Genomic DNA, 14,575 nt, shown 5'->3' on the forward strand with positions numbered 1-14,575 from the left:
GCGCCGCCGGCAAGGGTTCTTGCGCTTCGGGGCTGCCGGATGTGCGGGAATGGGCCATATGTTGAAGCGCCGGGCCAGCCACGGAGCCATTGTCATGAATCATCACAGCCACGGCCATGTCCACGGCCACCCTGCTCCGGCCGTCGCCGAAGGCAGTGATGCGCCGCTCGACGCGCCGCCCGACATTCCGCCCCTGCCCGAGATGCTGGCGCGGCTGGAGACGCGGCGCTCGGCGCCGCTGCGCGGGCTGGTCGAACCGGGGCTGTCGCCGGATGAACTGGACCGGCTGCTGAGGCTCGCCGCGCGCGTTCCCGATCACGGTCGACTAGTGCCCTGGCGCTTCATCGTCGTGGCCGGTGCGGCGCGGCAGGCGCTCGGCGAACGGCTCGATGCGCTCTATGCCCGGCAGAACCCCGGCCTGCCGGTGGCAAAGGCCGACATGTGGACGCTCTACATGTCCCGCGCGCCGCTGACGGTGGTCCTTGTCAGCCGACCGGATACGAGCGCCAAGGTGCCGGAATGGAATCAGGTGCTGTCGGCCGGTGCCGCCGGCATGGCGCTGACGGTAGCCGCCAGCGCCATGGGATTCGCAACGCAATGGCTGCTGAAATGGCCCGGCCGTGACACCGAGGCGGCCGCCCTGCTCGGCGTGACAGCGCCAGAGCGGGTCGCCGGCTTCATCCATATCGGCAAGCCGGCGCAAGTCAGCGAGGACCGGCCGCGGCCGGCCCTCGACGAGGTGGTGAGCTACTGGGCGCCCGATCAGTCGATGTCGAACGACACGCCCTGAGCCAGCGGCAGGGAGCGCGAATAGTTGATGGTGTTGGTGGCGCGCCGCATATAGGCCTTCCACGCATCCGAGCCTGACTCGCGCCCGCCGCCGGTCTCCTTCTCGCCGCCGAACGCGCCGCCGATCTCGGCTCCGGATGGGCCGATATTCACATTCGCGATGCCGCAATCCGAGCCCTCGGCGGACAGGAAGGTCTCAGCCTCGCGCAGATCGTTGGTGAAGATCGACGAGGAGAGGCCCTGCGGCACGCCGTTGTGCAGGGCGATCGCCTCCTCAAGGCTCGACGTGCGCAGCACGTAGAGGATCGGCGCGAAGGTCTCGTGCTTCACGATCTCGATCTGCTCGCCGATCTCGACCAGCGCGGGGCGGACGTAATAGGCGTCCGGCCGTTCGTCCGCGCGCACGCGCTCGCCGCCATGGATGCGGGCGCCGGCGGCGCGGGCGGCGTCGAGCGCCTTCTGCATGCCCTCATAGGCGGCCTTGTCGATCAGCGGGCCGATCAGCGTGCCCGCCTCGCGCGGATCGCCGATGCCGACCGAGCTATAGGCCCTCACGAGGCGCGGGATCAGCGCGTCATAGACGGCTCCGTCGACGATTAGGCGGCGCAGCGTGGTGCAGCGCTGGCCGGCCGTGCCCATGGCGGCGAAGGCGATGCCGCGCAGGGAGAGGTCGAGATCGGCCGAGGGACGCACGATGGCGGCGTTGTTGCCGCCCAGTTCGAGGATCGAGCGGCCGAAGCGGCGGGCCACCCGCTCGCCGACGATGCGACCCATGCGGGTCGAGCCAGTGGCGGAGACGACCGGCACGCGCGTGTCGTCGGTCAGCACCGCGCCCACGTCGGCACCGCCGATGAGAAGCTGCGACAGGCCCTCCGGCGCCCCGCCGAAGGCGCTTGCCGCCCGCTCGAACAGTGCCTGCACGGCGAGCGCGGTGAGCGGGGTCTTCTCGGACGGCTTCCAGATCACGCTGTCGCCGGCGACCAGCGCCAGCGCCGCATTCCACGACCACACGGCGACCGGGAAGTTGAAGGCGGTGATGATGCCGACCGGCCCGACCGGGTGCCAGGTTTCCATCATGCGATGGCCGGGCCGCTCGGAGGCGATGGTGAGACCGTAGAGCTGGCGCGACAGGCCGACGGCAAAATCGCAGATGTCGATCATCTCCTGCACTTCGCCGAGGCCTTCCGAGACGATCTTGCCGGCCTCCAGCGTGACGAGCCGGCCGAGCTCGGCCTTGTGCGCCCGCAGTTCCTCGCCGAGCAGGCGGACCAGCTCGCCACGGCGCGGGGCCGGCACGGTGCGCCACGCCTCGAAGGCGGCGACGGAACGGGCGACCGCCTGCGCGGCGTCCTCAGGACTGGCCTCGGGCACCTCTCCGATGATTTCGCCGGTGATCGGCGAGCGCACCGTGCGGGTGCCGTTGCGCCAGCTCTTGTCCGGTACGCCGAGCGCCCGCAGGAGCTGCACCGTCTCCTCGGCCACCGGCCGCTGACCCTTGCCCGTCTCGCTGTTCGCCATGTCGCGCTCCTTGTCGCACCACCACCCGGCCGAACCGATCCCATAGCACCGGCAGCGGCGCCAAATCCATCGCGGCTTTCGACCGAAAGGGCCGGCGGCGCACCTTCCCCAATGCTGTCCACGCCTTATCCAGCGGTTCAGCTGCGGCCGCGAAATCAATGAGTTAGCCGCCTGGCTACAACATGACGCGCGCGATTGATTGTTCGCGGTCATCTTGGGGACAACGGCAAGTCTAGGCTGACTATTCGTCCGATATTTCTTATGCTGCATGTCACGACATCCATGTGCGTATCGCACTCTAGCCATAATGTCGTGATGCCCCGGCCACATTTCCTTTCCATGCACGACTCGTCTGCAACAGGAGAAGGACGAGGGTATTGACGGCTTGGGGAACAGGACGGGTCGCCGGCGCGGCGTTCGCGACGGGGATCATCTTTCTCACCGGCGGCAATGCTGCCCTTGCTAATCAGAAAAACCAGAACACGACGTCCGGAATGGCGTCGTACTACGGCTATGGCGGCCGCACCGCGAGCGGTGAACGGCACAGTGCCAACGCCATGACGGCGGCGCATCGCAGCCTGCCGTTCAACACGAAAGTGCGCGTCACGAACAAGGCCAATGGCCGTTCCGTCGTGGTGCGGATCAACGATCGCGGCCCGTTCGTGAGGGGCCGGATCATCGACGTCTCGACCGCCGTCGCCGACCAGCTCGGCTTCCGCAGCCGGGGCGTCGCGAAGGTCGATATCGCGGTCGTCGATTGAGACCCTGAAGGCGCCGGATCCGGAAGCGTTCAGCCTTCCCGGTCGCGTGCGGCGTCGAGTATGCGACGACAGTCCTGAAGCTCGTAGAGCGCGGCCTGCAGCCGCTGGATGTCGTCGCGGCCAAGCTTCGCCCGGGCGGGGATTTCGTTTTCCTGTACCCCGCCCGCGGCGCGCATCGGTACATGAAGCGGCGCGGAAGGCGTCGCCGCCGCCGCAGAGGGGAGCGGCTGGGCGATAGGCGGCTGGACATGCAGCGGCGCGACCGGCCTCGCGGCTGCGGGCCGCACGGACGGCTCCGGCGCCGGGCGATGGTGCTCCGGCACATAGTCCAGATCAGGCTCAGGTTCGGGCTCGTCGAAGGCCGTCTCGTCAAACACGGGCTCGGCGGCGATGGGACGGAAGGCGAAGGCCGGCCGGCTCTCGGACGGGCGCGCCTGGAAGTCCGCATTCTCGCGTCGCTCCGGCGCCGGTGCCGCCGGCGGCATGGCGCGGTGCCCCTCACCCTCCGGCGCGGCCGGCTCGTGCGGCAGCGCCCGCGAAGGTGCCTCGCCGCGCAGCGAGGGTTCGACGCGCGGCGGGCGCACCTGAGGCGCCAGGTCCGGCAGCAGCGGCAGCTCGAACATGTCGGGGTCGGCATCCGGTCGCCGCCTGGCGCGGCGCGCGGGCGCTTCCTCCGACGCTTCGCGCTGGCGCGTCGGCAGGAGGTTGAGGATGCCGCTGAGAGGGCCGGAGCGGGGCGGCTCCTCCTCGCGGGCGCGACCGGGATGGCCGGCATCGACGGAAGTGGCACTCCGCGCGGCGCGCTCCTCGCGCGCGTCCAGTTCGGCGATCTGCTCGGCTTCCGCTTCGGCGTCGCGCCAGATGGCCTGCACGTAGCGCGGGCCTTCGTCCTTGAGGATGCGCTGCACGCCGCGGATGGTGTAGCCCTCCCCGTAGAGGAGATGGCGGATGCCGCGCAGCAGCTCCACGTCGTCGGGACGGTAATAGCGCCGGCCGCCGCCACGCTTGAGCGGGCGGATCTGCGGGAAGCGCGTCTCCCAGAAGCGCAGCACGTGCTGCGGCAGGTCGAGATCCTCGGCGACCTCGCTGATCGTGCGGAAGGCGTCGGGCCCCTTCTCCACGCTCGGCTGCTCCTGTCGGACGCTCACGATTCGGGCGCGGAGTTGATCTGCTGCTTGAGGATGTTGGACGGCTTGAACACCATGACGCGGCGCGGCGCGATCGGCACTTCCTCGCCCGTCTTCGGGTTGCGCCCGACCCGCTCACCCTTCTGGCGCACGACGAAAGAGCCGAAGGACGACAACTTCACGGTCTCGCCGCGCGCCACGCAATCGGCGATCTCGGTCAGGACCGTCTCGACGAGCGCGGCCGATTCCGTGCGCGAAAGGCCGACCCGCTGATACACGGCCTCGCACAGATCGGCGCGCGTGATGGTACGACCGGCCATTGCTGTCTTCCCCGTTCCGTCGAACCTGTTATCGAATGCTGAAACTAGGCGCCGTCGCCGTTGCCGGTCAACGGTGCGTCGCGCGCAATGCGCCGATTACCAGCGAACCAGCGCCGAACCCCAGGTAAACCCGCCGCCCATGGCTTCCAGCAGCACCAGATCGCCGCGCTTGATGCGCCCGTCGGCATGCGCGGCCGCCAGCGCCAGCGGGATCGAGGCGGCCGAGGTGTTGCCGTGCCGGTCGACGGTGATCACCACTTTTTCCGGGGCGATGCCGAGCTTGACCGCGCTGGCGTCGATGATGCGCCGGTTGGCCTGGTGCGGCACGAACCAGTCGATCGTCTCGGCGTCCTCGCCGGTCGCCTCGAAGGCGTCGACGATGACGTCGGTGATCATGCCAACCGCGTGGCGGAACACCTCGCGGCCCTCCATGCGGAGATAGCCGACGCTGCGGGTGGAGGAGACGCCACCGTCCACGAACAGCTTGTTCTTGAAGCGGCCGTCCGAGCGCAGATGGGTGGTGAGCACGCCGCGCCCGTCCGCCTCATCGCGCACCGCCTCCAGCACCAGCGCGCCGGCACCGTCGCCGAACAGCACGCAGGTCGTGCGGTCGGACCAGTCGAGAATGCGCGAGAAGGTTTCCGCGCCGATGACGAGGCAGCGCCGGTACTGGCCGGATTTGAGGAAATTGTCGGCCGTCGCCAGCGCGTAGACGAAACCCGAGCACACCGCCTGCAGGTCGAAGGCCGCGCCATGGGTGATGCCGAGGCCGGCCTGCACGCTCACCGCCGTCGCCGGGAAGGTGTTGTCCGGCGTCGAGGTGGCCAGCACGATCAGGTCGATGTCGCCCGGCTCCAGCCCGGCATCGGCCAACGCCGCTTTCGCGGCAGCCAGCGCGAGATCGGACGTCACCTCGCCCTCGGCGGCGATGTGGCGTTCGCGGATGCCGGTGCGCTGGACGATCCAGTCATCCGACGTGTCGACCATCTGCGCGAGGTCGGCATTGGTCAGACAGCGGCCCGGCAGATAGGCGCCGAGCCCGCGCACAACGGAACGGATTGCACTCACGATGGAACCTGTAACTCGTCTGTAACGGTGGTCTCCGCGCCGGCGCGGGCACCGACCTGCGGGCGGTCATGCATGCCCGCCGCGATGCGGGAGAGAAGCTGGTAGCGCACCATGTCGTAGCCGATATCGACCGCCGAGGCGAAACCCTCCGCGTCGGTGCCGCCATGGCTCTTGATGACGACGCCGTTCAGCCCGAGGAAGACGCCGCCATTGGACTTGCGGGGATCGAGCTTCTCGCGAAGTGCGTTGAAGGCGCCGCGCGCCAACACATAGCCGATCTTGGCGAGGAAGCTGCGCTGGATGGCGCCGCGCAGGAATTCGGCCACCTGTTTGGCGGTACCCTCGGCGGTCTTGAGCGCGATGTTGCCGGAGAAGCCCTCGGTCACCACCACGTCGACCGTGCCGCGTCCGATGTCGTCGCCTTCGACGAACCCTTTATAGGCAAGGCCGGGATGGGTGGACTCGCGCAGCGCGACGCCCGCCTCCTTGACCTCCTCGACGCCCTTGATCTCCTCGACGCCGACATTCAGCAGCCCGACGGTCGGGCGCTCGATATCGAAGACGATACGCGCCATGGCCGCGCCCATCACCGCCATGTCGACGAGGTGCTGGGCGGAAGCGCCGATGGAGGCGCCAACGTCAAGCACGACGCTCTCCCCGCGCATGGTCGGCCATAGGCAGGCGATGGCGGGGCGGTCGATGCCGGCCATGGTCTTGAGGTTGACCTTGGCCATCGCCATCAGCGCGCCGGTGTTGCCGGCCGAGACGGCGCAGTCGGCCTCGCCGAGCCGCACCGCGTCGATGGCGCGCCACATGGACGAGACCCGGCGCCCGCGCCGCAGCGCCTGGCTCGGCTTGTCGTCCATCTGCACGACGACATCGGTATGGATCACCCGGCTGGCGGCGGCGAGGCGCGGCAGGCGGCCGAGGATCTCGTTGATGCGGGCGGAATCGCCGAACAGCAGGAAACTGATATCGGGATGACGCGTCAGCGCGATCTCAGCGCCGGGCAGCACCACGCCGGGCCCGTGATCGCCGCCCATGACGTCGAGCGCTATTCGGACGGTCGAGGACATCTAGCGGCGTGGTCTCGCTGGTCGTGGGGACGCCGGCAGCATGCCGGGGCGGCGCAGACGGCATGCCCCAGATGCGTGCCCGTGACAATAGCGCAGTGCGTATTTGACGTTCGGCGGCCCCTAATTGGTGCCATCGTCCTTGCGCAGCTTCGCCAGCGCGGCGAAGGGCGAGGTCTCTTCCGGGCCGGGCTCGGGCGCGTCGGCAAAGGCCGCGCCGGGCTTGCGCGGATAGGGATCGAGGCCCAGCGCCAGGAACTCGGCGACCACGGCGCCCACGTCGACGGTGCCGTCCACCAGCGGATCGGGCAGATCGAGTTCGGTCACGTCGACCTCCGAACCGGGCCGGATCGGGGGAATCTGGTCCTCGGGCGCGAAACGCATCTCGATATCCTCGGAGACCGGGGCGTCGAAAGCCTCCAGCGTGACGACGCAGGTCTGCGTCACCACCGCCTCGACATGGCCGGTGACGCGCACCGTGCCGGCGCGTTCGGGCTTCACCGTCACTACGGCGGTGAGCGCGGGAATGCCGGGAATGCCGAAATCCGCCGCCAGCGCCGCCCGCGTCGCCGCGTCGGGCGCGAGCTTCAGGGTGAGCCCGTCATCCGGCAGGCTGGCGACGAGCACGGGACGGGAAAGGGGCGATGCGTCCGTCATGACGGGGCTGTCTCCGTGAAGCTGATCCGCGCCGGCTCCGGCATCGGGAAGTCGCCGGCGGCGAAAGTGTCATAGCCGGTCGTCTTCAGCGCCTCGGCCGCCTTCACCATATAGGCGGCCAGCGCCGCCGCCTGAAGGGTGCGCTCGGTATCCGAACCGTAGACGTTGCGCAGCACCGCCTCGGCAAGCGCACCGGACTGGCCGGCGTCGACCGGAATCTCATAGGCGCTCACCCGGCCATAGAAGGACTGGGTGACGCGCTTCATCTTCTTCGGCACGGTGAGGTCGCCGACGCCCATCTCGCGCAGATTTGCATCCATGTCGACACAGAACGCGTCGAACACGCGCTGGCCGAGCTGGCGGCGCTCCTCGCTCTCCTCCTTCAGGCGGTGGAACAGCAGGAAGGCGTGGACGAGGATCATCTCGAAGCGGCCTTCGACGGTGTCGGGCACCTTGTAGTCGGTATAGAATACCGGATCGCGCGATCGTGCCACGATCGCGCCATAGAGCCGCTGAATGGTCTCGCCTCCGTCGTTCCGACGGAAGAAACGCAGAATCATGGACGGCTCCTGCCGCGTTCGACTGCCGGTCCGCCTGCGCGGAGTGCCGGTTTCGGCGGGGTAGCGCGGACGGCTGGCGCTGGCAACCCCGGCCGGCTCACACCCCCGCGACACGGCCCTCGGGTTGCTTCGGGCACCCGGCCTGTGCTTTCTGCCGTGTGGTGCCGTTCCGGGACCTGTCCCGCGGCAAGCTGGTGTGGAGACGAGTATATGGCATCGACGCGCGTGACGCAGGCGGGAAGCTCCCGCGCCCCGCTCGCCCGCCTTGCAACCGTGGCGGCCGTGGGTGTCGCGGCGCTCGGCCTGCCGGCGTGCTCGTCGGACAGTATGCCCATGGCGAACGCTACCATGGGACTGCCTCGCCAACCCACGACCTTCGTTTCCGAGCAGCAGCGCGGCTACGTGGTCGCCGACGGTGCGCTCGAACAAATCCCGGTCGGCTCCAGTCAGGAGCAGGTCCTGCTCGTGCTGGGAACGCCCTCGACGGTCGCCACGGTGGATGGCGAGGTGTTCTATTACATCTCGCAGAAGGCCAAGAAGGTCATGTTCCTTCGGCCGGAGATCACCGACCAGCGTGTCGTCGCGGTGTATTTCGACCCCAAGGACAAACGCGTCACGCGCGTCGCCGACTACCGGCTGAAGGACGGCAAGGTGTTCGACTTCGTCAGCCGCACGACGCCGACCGGCGGCCAGGAAATGTCGATCCTCGGCCAGATCTTCCAGTCGACCACCTTCACGCCCGGCGGGATCTGATCGGGCCGGCCTGACGTCGCTCAGAACCGCTCGGCCGAGAAGGGGCCAGGATCGGCGCAGGGCTCCTCCCCGGTCATCATCTCCGCCAGCAGCCGCCCCGTGATCGGGCCGAGCGTGAAGCCGAGATGCTGGTGGCCGATGGCGAGCCACATGCCCTTCTGGCCCGGCGCGCGCCCGATGACCGGCAGCATGTCCGGAAAAGCCGGGCGGCAGCCGAGCCACGGCTCGGCCTCGGCCCGCTCGCCGAGCGGGAACAGGCCGCGCGCCAGCGCTTCGGTCTTCTCCAGCTGAACCGGCGTCTTGGGCGCGTCGCGGCGGGCGAACTCGACACCCGTCGTCAGGCGAATGCCTCCGGTCATCGGCGTGATGACGTAGCCGCCTTCCTCGTCCAGCACCGGACGGGAGAGCCTCGCCTCCCCATCGGCGTGATAATGCATGTGATAGCCGCGCTTGACTGCCAGCGGCAGGCGCAGGCCAAAGGGGCGCAAGACGTCCATCGCCCAGGGCCCGAGCGCCACGACGATTTCGGGGGCCTCGACACTCCCCTCCTCCGTCGTCACCGCCCAGCCCGAGCCGAGCCGCGCAAGGGTCCGCGCGTCGCCCCGGCGCACATGGCCGCCGAGCGCGGCGAGATGGGCGGCATAGGCCTGCGTCACCCCACCCGGGCTCGACACCGAATGCGGATCGGACCAGATCACTGCGCCCCGGAACACCGGGCGCAGCGACGGCTCCATCGCGATCGCCTCGTCGACGGTGATTTCCCGCGCGGTGAGGCCATAGTCGCGCGCCAGCGGGAATTCGCGGCGCTCATTCTCCAGCCCCGCCTCGGTCCGGTAGAGCTTGAGCCAGCCGCCCTCGCGGAAGAAATGTTCGGCGCCGCTCACGCGGGCGAGGCTGTCGTGCTCGGCAATGCTGTGGGCGAGCAGCGTCTCGATGGTGCGGGCATAGGCGAGGATGCGATCCGGCGCCGACGCCCGCCAATAGGCGAACATCCAAGGCAGCAGGCGCGGAAGCGCGTTCCAGTGGTAGTTGGCCGCCGGATTGCGGCCGAGCGCGACATCGACGAGCGCGGAAAGCTGGCGCGGGAAGGCGACGGGATAGATGGAGGCGCGCTCGACCAGCCCGGCATTGCCGTAGGAGGTCTCCTCGCCCGGTCCCCGGCGGTCGACGAGCACGACGGAGCGGCCGCGCTGCGCGAGATGGAGAGCGACGCAGGTGCCGACGATGCCGGCCCCGAGCACGATCGTATCCGTCTTCATGGAGGTTATCCGGGAGTCCGTTCGGCGGGAGACGGCGGTGGAGCGCAGGCCCCGCCGCCGGATCGGGTCAGTTGATCGGGAACGGGAAGTACTTGGCGTTGATCTTGGCGTAGGTGCCGTCCGCCTGGATCTCCTTGATCGCCTTGTTCAGCGCCTCGCGCAGTTCGTTATCCTCCTTGCGGACCGCGATGCCGGTGCCGTCGGGGTTCACGTCGGCGAGGTCGGCGCCGATGAACTTGCAGCACTTGCCGTCCGCCGACTTCTCCAGCCACTCATAGAGCACGAACTTGTCGGCCAGCACCGCGTCGAGACGGCCGGCGGCTAGATCGGCATTGGCCTCGTCCTGCGTCGGATAGAGCTTGATGTCGGAGCCCTTGTACTTGTCTTCGAGATAGGTCGCGCCGGTGGTGGAGGACTGCGCGCCGATGGTCTTGCCCTTCAGCGCGTCGGGCGTGATGGCGGTGAGCTTGGTGTCCTTCGGGGCGATGAAGTTGCCCGGCGTCAGGTAATAGGGGATCGTGAAGGAGACCTTTTCCTTGCGCTCGTCGGTGATCGACATGGAGGCGAGGATGACGTCGTACTTCTTGGCCAGCAGGGCCGGGATGATGCCGTCCCAGTCCTGCGCGACGAAGGTGCATTCCGCCTTGAGCTTCGCGCACAGCGCCTCGCCGATCTCGATGTCGAAGCCGACGAGCTTGCCGCTCGAATCGACCGAGTTGAAGGGCGGATAGGCGCCTTCGGTGCCGATGCGGATCTTCTTGATCTCGGCCTGCGCGGCGCCGGCGCCCACGGCGAGCACGGCAGCGGCGGCCAGCAGAATCTTGGCGATTTTCATATGACTGTTCCCGATATCGGTCCGGGTGCTCCGGATCCTGCGCTGAGGCTAGGTCGGGCGGGGTGCGCAGGCAATCGGGGAAATCGACCAACCTTTGCGGGGCTTGTCAGAAATGGCTGAAGCTGCCTCGGGCGAGGGTGAGCTCCGCTCCGTCGCCGTCGCGCACGCTCAGCCCCTCACCCTCATGGGTATGGCCGATCACGCTCACCCCGATGCCGGCCGCGGTGGCGAAGGTGCTGAAGGCGCTCACTTCGTGGTCCGGCATCACGGCGAGGATCTCGTAATCGTCGCCGCCCGTCAGCGCCGTCTCCAGAAGCGCCGGCTCCGCCGCGATGGCCGCGCGGGCGGCGGCGCTGAACGGCACGCGCGACGCCTCGATCGTGCCGGCGACGCCGGAGGCCGACAGCAGCTTTCGCAGATCGCCGACGAGCCCGTCCGAGACGTCCATCGCCGCGCTGGCTCGACCGCGCAGCGGACGGGCGAGCGCCAGGCGCGGGCGCGGATGCAGGTAGCGGTCCCGCAGATGATCGAGGCTGGCCGAATCGAGCCCGGCGAAACCGGACCGCGCCGGATCGAGCCGCAGGGCGAGGCCCAGCGCGCTGTCGCCGATGGTGCCGCTCACCACGATCGCCTCGCCTGGCCGGGCAGTGGCGCGGCGCACCATCTGCCCCGTGGGCACGGCGCCGAGCGCGGTGATGGACACGGTGAAGGGGCCCGGAGTGCGCACCGTGTCGCCGCCGAGCAGCGGCGCCCCGTAGAGTGTGGCATCGGCGCCGATGCCACCCGCGAAGGCTTCCAGCGCGGCAGCGTCCATGTCAGGCGGTATGGCGAAAGCCAGCAGCACCCCGAGCGGGTCCGCCCCCTTGGCGGCGAGGTCGGACAGGTTCACCCGCATCGCCTTGCGGGCGATGGAGGCCGGCGGGTCGTCAGGGAAGAAATGCACGCCGGCGACCAGCGCGTCCTTGGTCAGCACCAGCTCGTGGCCGGGGGGCACTGCCAGCAGCGCGGCATCGTCCTTGAGGCCCAGGGCGCCGGGATGTGTCGCCACCGATCCGAACAACCGGGCGATCAGCTTGTCTTCGCCTGAATCGCCCGCCGCCATGTCCAGCTCCTAGCCGGTGAACTCGTCCGGCCGCCGTTCGCGGGCGATGCCGTCGAGCACGGCATTCACCATGCCGGTTTCTTCCCGGTCGAGGAAGGCGGCGGCGACGTTCACATATTCCGCCACCACGACGCGCGCCGGCACATCCGGACGCTCGGCAAGCTCATAGGTGCCGGCACGCAGCACGGCGCGCAGCACCGCCTCGATGCGCTTGAGCGGCCAGCCCTTGACCAGCGAGGCGTCGAGAACCGGGTCGATGGCGCGCTGTTCGCGTACCACACCGCCCACGATGTCGCGGAACAGGTTGATGTCGGCACCGGCGATCTCGTCGCCCTCGATCTCGTGGCCGATCCAGTGGCTCTCGAACTGGGCGAGAATCTCCGGCAGCGGCGTCGCCGCGAGGTCCATCTGGTAGAGCGCCTGCACGGCATTGAGCCGCGCCGCGCTCTTGCGCACCGGCTTGTGGTTCACGGGCTTGGCGGTCGTCATATGGCCTGCCCCGCCCGGCGCTTGAGGCGAAGGACGGCGAAGGCCGCCTCCACCGCGCCGCCGCCCTTGTTGCCCTCGGAGACGCGGGCGCGCACCCAGGCCTGCTCATCGTTCTCGACGGTGAGGATGCCGTTGCCGAGCGCCAGCTTACGAGCGACCGAGAGGTCCATCAGCGCGCGCGAGGATTCACCCGCGACGATCTCGAAATGATACGTCTCGCCGCGCACCACGCAGCCGAGCGCCACCACAGCGTCGTAAGGCGCACCGGCGGCTTCCGCGCCATCGAGCGCGATGGCGATGGCCGCCGGAATTTCCAGCGCTCCGGGCATCGTCACGATATCCGCCGTGGCACCGGCGGCCTCGACGGTCGCGAGAGCGCCGGCGAGCAACTCGTCGGCGATATCGTCATAGAAGCGCGCCTCCACGATGAGGACTCGAGCGCCGGTCAGCGGGATGGCAGCGGCGGCATCGGATGCACGCGGCGGGCGGGGGCTCGCCATGGATGAACCTCACGAAACTGGACGGGTCGACGACGTACAGGCGTCAACGGAACTCCGCAAGCCGCGCAGCATAGCGGGCCATCATGTCGACTTCGATATTGACAAGGGCGCCGGCCTGCACGTCTCCCCATGTCGTGTGGGTCAACGTGTGCGGGATCAGCAGGCAGGTGAAGCGCGGCCCGTCCACCGTGTTCACGGTCAGCGAGGTGCCGTCGAGCGTGATCGAGCCCTTGACCGCGATGAAGGGCGCGAGACTCTCCGGCGCCTCGAAGGTGAAGCGCGTGGTCTCGCCGAGATCGTCTCGCGCGATCACGCGGGCCATGCCGTCGGCGTGCCCCTGCACTATATGGCCGCCAAGTTCGTCGCCGATCTTCAGCGCACGTTCGAGATTGAGCCGCCGGCCTTCGGCCCAGCCGCTTGCTGTCGTCACCGCCAGCGTCTCCGGCGCCGCCTCGACCTCGAAGGCATCCGGCTGCGTCGCCACCACCGTCAGGCATACGCCCGCGCAGGCGATGGAGGCGCCCAACTCAATGCCCGCAGTGTCGTAGCGCGTGGCGATTGTCAGCCGCCGGACGTCGTTGCGGGGAGTGACGGCGCGGACGGTGCCGATGTCGGTGACGATGCCGGTGAACATTCTAGCGACGCCTCATGATGCGCAGGCGATCCGGCCCCTGCCGTTCGCTGCGCGCCTCGCTCAGATAGTCATCGAGCACCGAAAGCGGCAGCCCCTCCAGCGCGTCGAGCGCATCCATGCCCAACAGCGCCGGAGCGTGGAAGACATTCGCCTCGTCCACCAGCCGCTCCCGAACGAATGCCGCTGCGATGCGCGGCCCGGCCTCGACCATCAGCCGGGTGATGCCGCGCAAGCCCAGCAGCTTCACCGCCTCGTTGATATCGACCGCGCCATCGGATCGCCGGCGCACCCGCATCACCTCGACGCCCATGGCCGTGAGCATCGCTTCCGGTGCGTCGGGCGCGTCTTCGGCCGCGATCACCCAGAGCGGTGCGACGGCGAGGCTGCGGGCCAGCGCGCTGGTGGGCGGCAGGCGCAGCGAGGCATCAAGCACCACGCGCAGCGGCGAACGGTCCTGCATGCCGGGCAGCCGGCAGGTGAGCTGCGGGTCGTCGGCGATCACTGTCCCGATGCCGGTGAGCACGGCGTCGTGCGTCGCGCGCATCATGTGAACGCGCCCGCGCGCAATCTCGCCGGTGATGGCGGCGGGGCGCCGGCCCGCGAGGCCGACCTTGCCGTCCGCCGAGACGGCGAGCTTCAGCATGATGTGAGGGCGCCCCTCGGTGACGCGCCTTATATGCCCGGCATGAGCGATCCGGGCTTCCGCCGCACCGGCGCCGACGTCGACCCGGATGCCGGCCTCGCGCAGAATAGAGAAGCCCCGTCCCGCGACCCGGAAATCGGGATCCTCGATTGCGGCGACCACACGGCCGATGCCGGCGGCGCGCACCGCGTCGACGCAGGGCGGCGTTTGGCCGTGATGCGAGCAGGGCTCCAGCGTCACATAGAGCGTGGCGCCCTTCGCGGCTTCGCCGGCCTGCGCCAGCGCCTGCGGCTCGGCATGCGGGCGCCCGCCCCTGGCCGTCCAGCCGCGCCCCAGCACGAGGGGGCCGCGCGCCGTCTCGCGCACCACCAGCGCGCCGACGGCAGGATTGGGCCAGGTGTGGCCGAGTTCGCGGCGTCCGACGCTCAGCGCGGCCGCCATCAGGGATTCGTCGTCTCGGGTCAGCGTCATGAACGTCTCGGGTGCG

16 protein-coding genes and 1 pseudogene are annotated in these 14,575 nt (G+C 69.2%); 3 read left to right on the forward strand and 14 right to left on the reverse strand.

What is annotated here, in order from left to right; all coding sequences use genetic code 11:
* The first annotated feature begins 94 nt into the window (after window positions 1–94).
* Complete coding sequence (locus MWN33_RS11160; RefSeq protein WP_247200583.1) at window positions 95–790, forward strand: nitroreductase family protein; 696 nt, start codon at window positions 95–97, stop codon at window positions 788–790.
* On the opposite strand, the gene amaB is transcribed toward MWN33_RS11160, so the two are convergent.
* Entirely contained in the window at window positions 763–2,307 is a 1,545-nt protein-coding gene (amaB, locus tag MWN33_RS11165) for an L-piperidine-6-carboxylate dehydrogenase (RefSeq protein WP_247200584.1), read from the reverse strand. The two genes, MWN33_RS11160 and amaB, sit on opposite strands and share 28 nt — an antisense overlap.
* Before the next feature lie 377 nt (window positions 2,308–2,684).
* Between amaB and MWN33_RS11170 the strand changes: the two genes are divergently transcribed.
* Window positions 2,685–3,068, forward strand: coding sequence for a septal ring lytic transglycosylase RlpA family protein (locus MWN33_RS11170; RefSeq protein ID WP_281493734.1), 384 nt, complete (start codon window positions 2,685–2,687; stop codon window positions 3,066–3,068).
* Between the two features lie 880 nt (window positions 3,069–3,948).
* On the opposite strand, the pseudogene MWN33_RS11175 reads toward MWN33_RS11170, so the two are convergent.
* The 6 genes and pseudogenes from MWN33_RS11175 to MWN33_RS11200 all read right to left on the reverse strand — a co-directional run.
* Window positions 3,949–4,189: pseudogene (locus MWN33_RS11175) on the reverse strand (MerR family transcriptional regulator); the annotation flags it as partial.
* A gap of 23 nt (window positions 4,190–4,212) precedes the next feature.
* Entirely contained in the window at window positions 4,213–4,515 is a 303-nt protein-coding gene (locus MWN33_RS11180; RefSeq protein ID WP_247200585.1) for an integration host factor subunit alpha, read from the reverse strand.
* A gap of 96 nt (window positions 4,516–4,611) precedes the next feature.
* Window positions 4,612–5,583: a beta-ketoacyl-ACP synthase III gene (locus MWN33_RS11185; protein WP_247200586.1), complete on the reverse strand. Its 972-nt coding sequence runs from the start codon at window positions 5,581–5,583 to the stop codon at window positions 4,612–4,614.
* Window positions 5,580–6,659, reverse strand: coding sequence for a phosphate acyltransferase PlsX (gene plsX, locus MWN33_RS11190; protein ID WP_247200588.1), 1,080 nt, complete (start codon window positions 6,657–6,659; stop codon window positions 5,580–5,582). Before plsX ends, MWN33_RS11185 begins: the two co-directional genes overlap by 4 nt.
* Before the next feature lie 120 nt (window positions 6,660–6,779).
* Window positions 6,780–7,313, reverse strand: coding sequence for a YceD family protein (locus MWN33_RS11195; RefSeq protein WP_247200590.1), 534 nt, complete (start codon window positions 7,311–7,313; stop codon window positions 6,780–6,782).
* Window positions 7,310–7,873, reverse strand: a complete 564-nt coding sequence (locus tag MWN33_RS11200) for a ubiquinol-cytochrome C chaperone family protein (protein ID WP_247200592.1) — start codon at window positions 7,871–7,873, stop codon at window positions 7,310–7,312. The genes MWN33_RS11195 and MWN33_RS11200 overlap by 4 nt, the downstream gene beginning before the upstream one ends.
* Before the next feature lie 210 nt (window positions 7,874–8,083).
* Here MWN33_RS11200 and MWN33_RS11205 point away from each other — a divergent pair, with 210 nt between their 5' ends.
* Window positions 8,084–8,626, forward strand: coding sequence for an outer membrane protein assembly factor BamE (locus MWN33_RS11205; RefSeq protein WP_247200594.1), 543 nt, complete (start codon window positions 8,084–8,086; stop codon window positions 8,624–8,626).
* Between the two features lie 20 nt (window positions 8,627–8,646).
* Here MWN33_RS11205 and MWN33_RS11210 read toward each other — a convergent pair whose 3' ends face one another.
* From MWN33_RS11210 to ribD, 7 genes are all read right to left on the reverse strand, one after another.
* Window positions 8,647–9,885 carry an NAD(P)/FAD-dependent oxidoreductase gene (locus MWN33_RS11210; RefSeq protein WP_247200596.1) on the reverse strand — a complete coding sequence of 413 codons (1,239 nt, stop codon included), beginning with the start codon at window positions 9,883–9,885 and terminating at the stop codon, window positions 8,647–8,649.
* Between the two features lie 67 nt (window positions 9,886–9,952).
* The gene (locus MWN33_RS11215) at window positions 9,953–10,720 is read right to left on the reverse strand and encodes an ABC transporter substrate-binding protein (protein WP_247200598.1); all 768 of its coding nucleotides are present in this window, start codon (window positions 10,718–10,720) and stop codon (window positions 9,953–9,955) included.
* A gap of 106 nt (window positions 10,721–10,826) precedes the next feature.
* Window positions 10,827–11,822 carry a thiamine-phosphate kinase gene (gene thiL / locus MWN33_RS11220; RefSeq protein ID WP_247200602.1) on the reverse strand — a complete coding sequence of 332 codons (996 nt, stop codon included), beginning with the start codon at window positions 11,820–11,822 and terminating at the stop codon, window positions 10,827–10,829.
* Window positions 11,823–11,831: 9 nt separating this feature from the next.
* Window positions 11,832–12,311 (reverse strand): transcription antitermination factor NusB, encoded by a 480-nt coding sequence (gene nusB, locus MWN33_RS11225; RefSeq protein ID WP_247200604.1) that lies wholly within the window; start codon window positions 12,309–12,311, stop codon window positions 11,832–11,834.
* On the reverse strand, window positions 12,308–12,811 hold the full coding sequence (gene ribH / locus MWN33_RS11230) for a 6,7-dimethyl-8-ribityllumazine synthase (protein ID WP_247200606.1): 504 nt from the start codon (window positions 12,809–12,811) through the stop codon (window positions 12,308–12,310). Before ribH ends, nusB begins: the two co-directional genes overlap by 4 nt.
* Before the next feature lie 43 nt (window positions 12,812–12,854).
* Window positions 12,855–13,445, reverse strand: coding sequence for a riboflavin synthase (locus MWN33_RS11235; protein ID WP_247200607.1), 591 nt, complete (start codon window positions 13,443–13,445; stop codon window positions 12,855–12,857).
* Window position 13,446: 1 nt separating this feature from the next.
* Window positions 13,447–14,559, reverse strand: a complete 1,113-nt coding sequence (gene ribD, locus MWN33_RS11240) for a bifunctional diaminohydroxyphosphoribosylaminopyrimidine deaminase/5-amino-6-(5-phosphoribosylamino)uracil reductase RibD (protein ID WP_247200608.1) — start codon at window positions 14,557–14,559, stop codon at window positions 13,447–13,449.
* Between the last annotated feature and the right edge of the window lie 16 nt (window positions 14,560–14,575).

This window comes from Ancylobacter koreensis, from assembly GCF_023016525.1.
GTDB classification, from domain to species: domain Bacteria; phylum Pseudomonadota; class Alphaproteobacteria; order Rhizobiales; family Xanthobacteraceae; genus Ancylobacter; species Ancylobacter koreensis.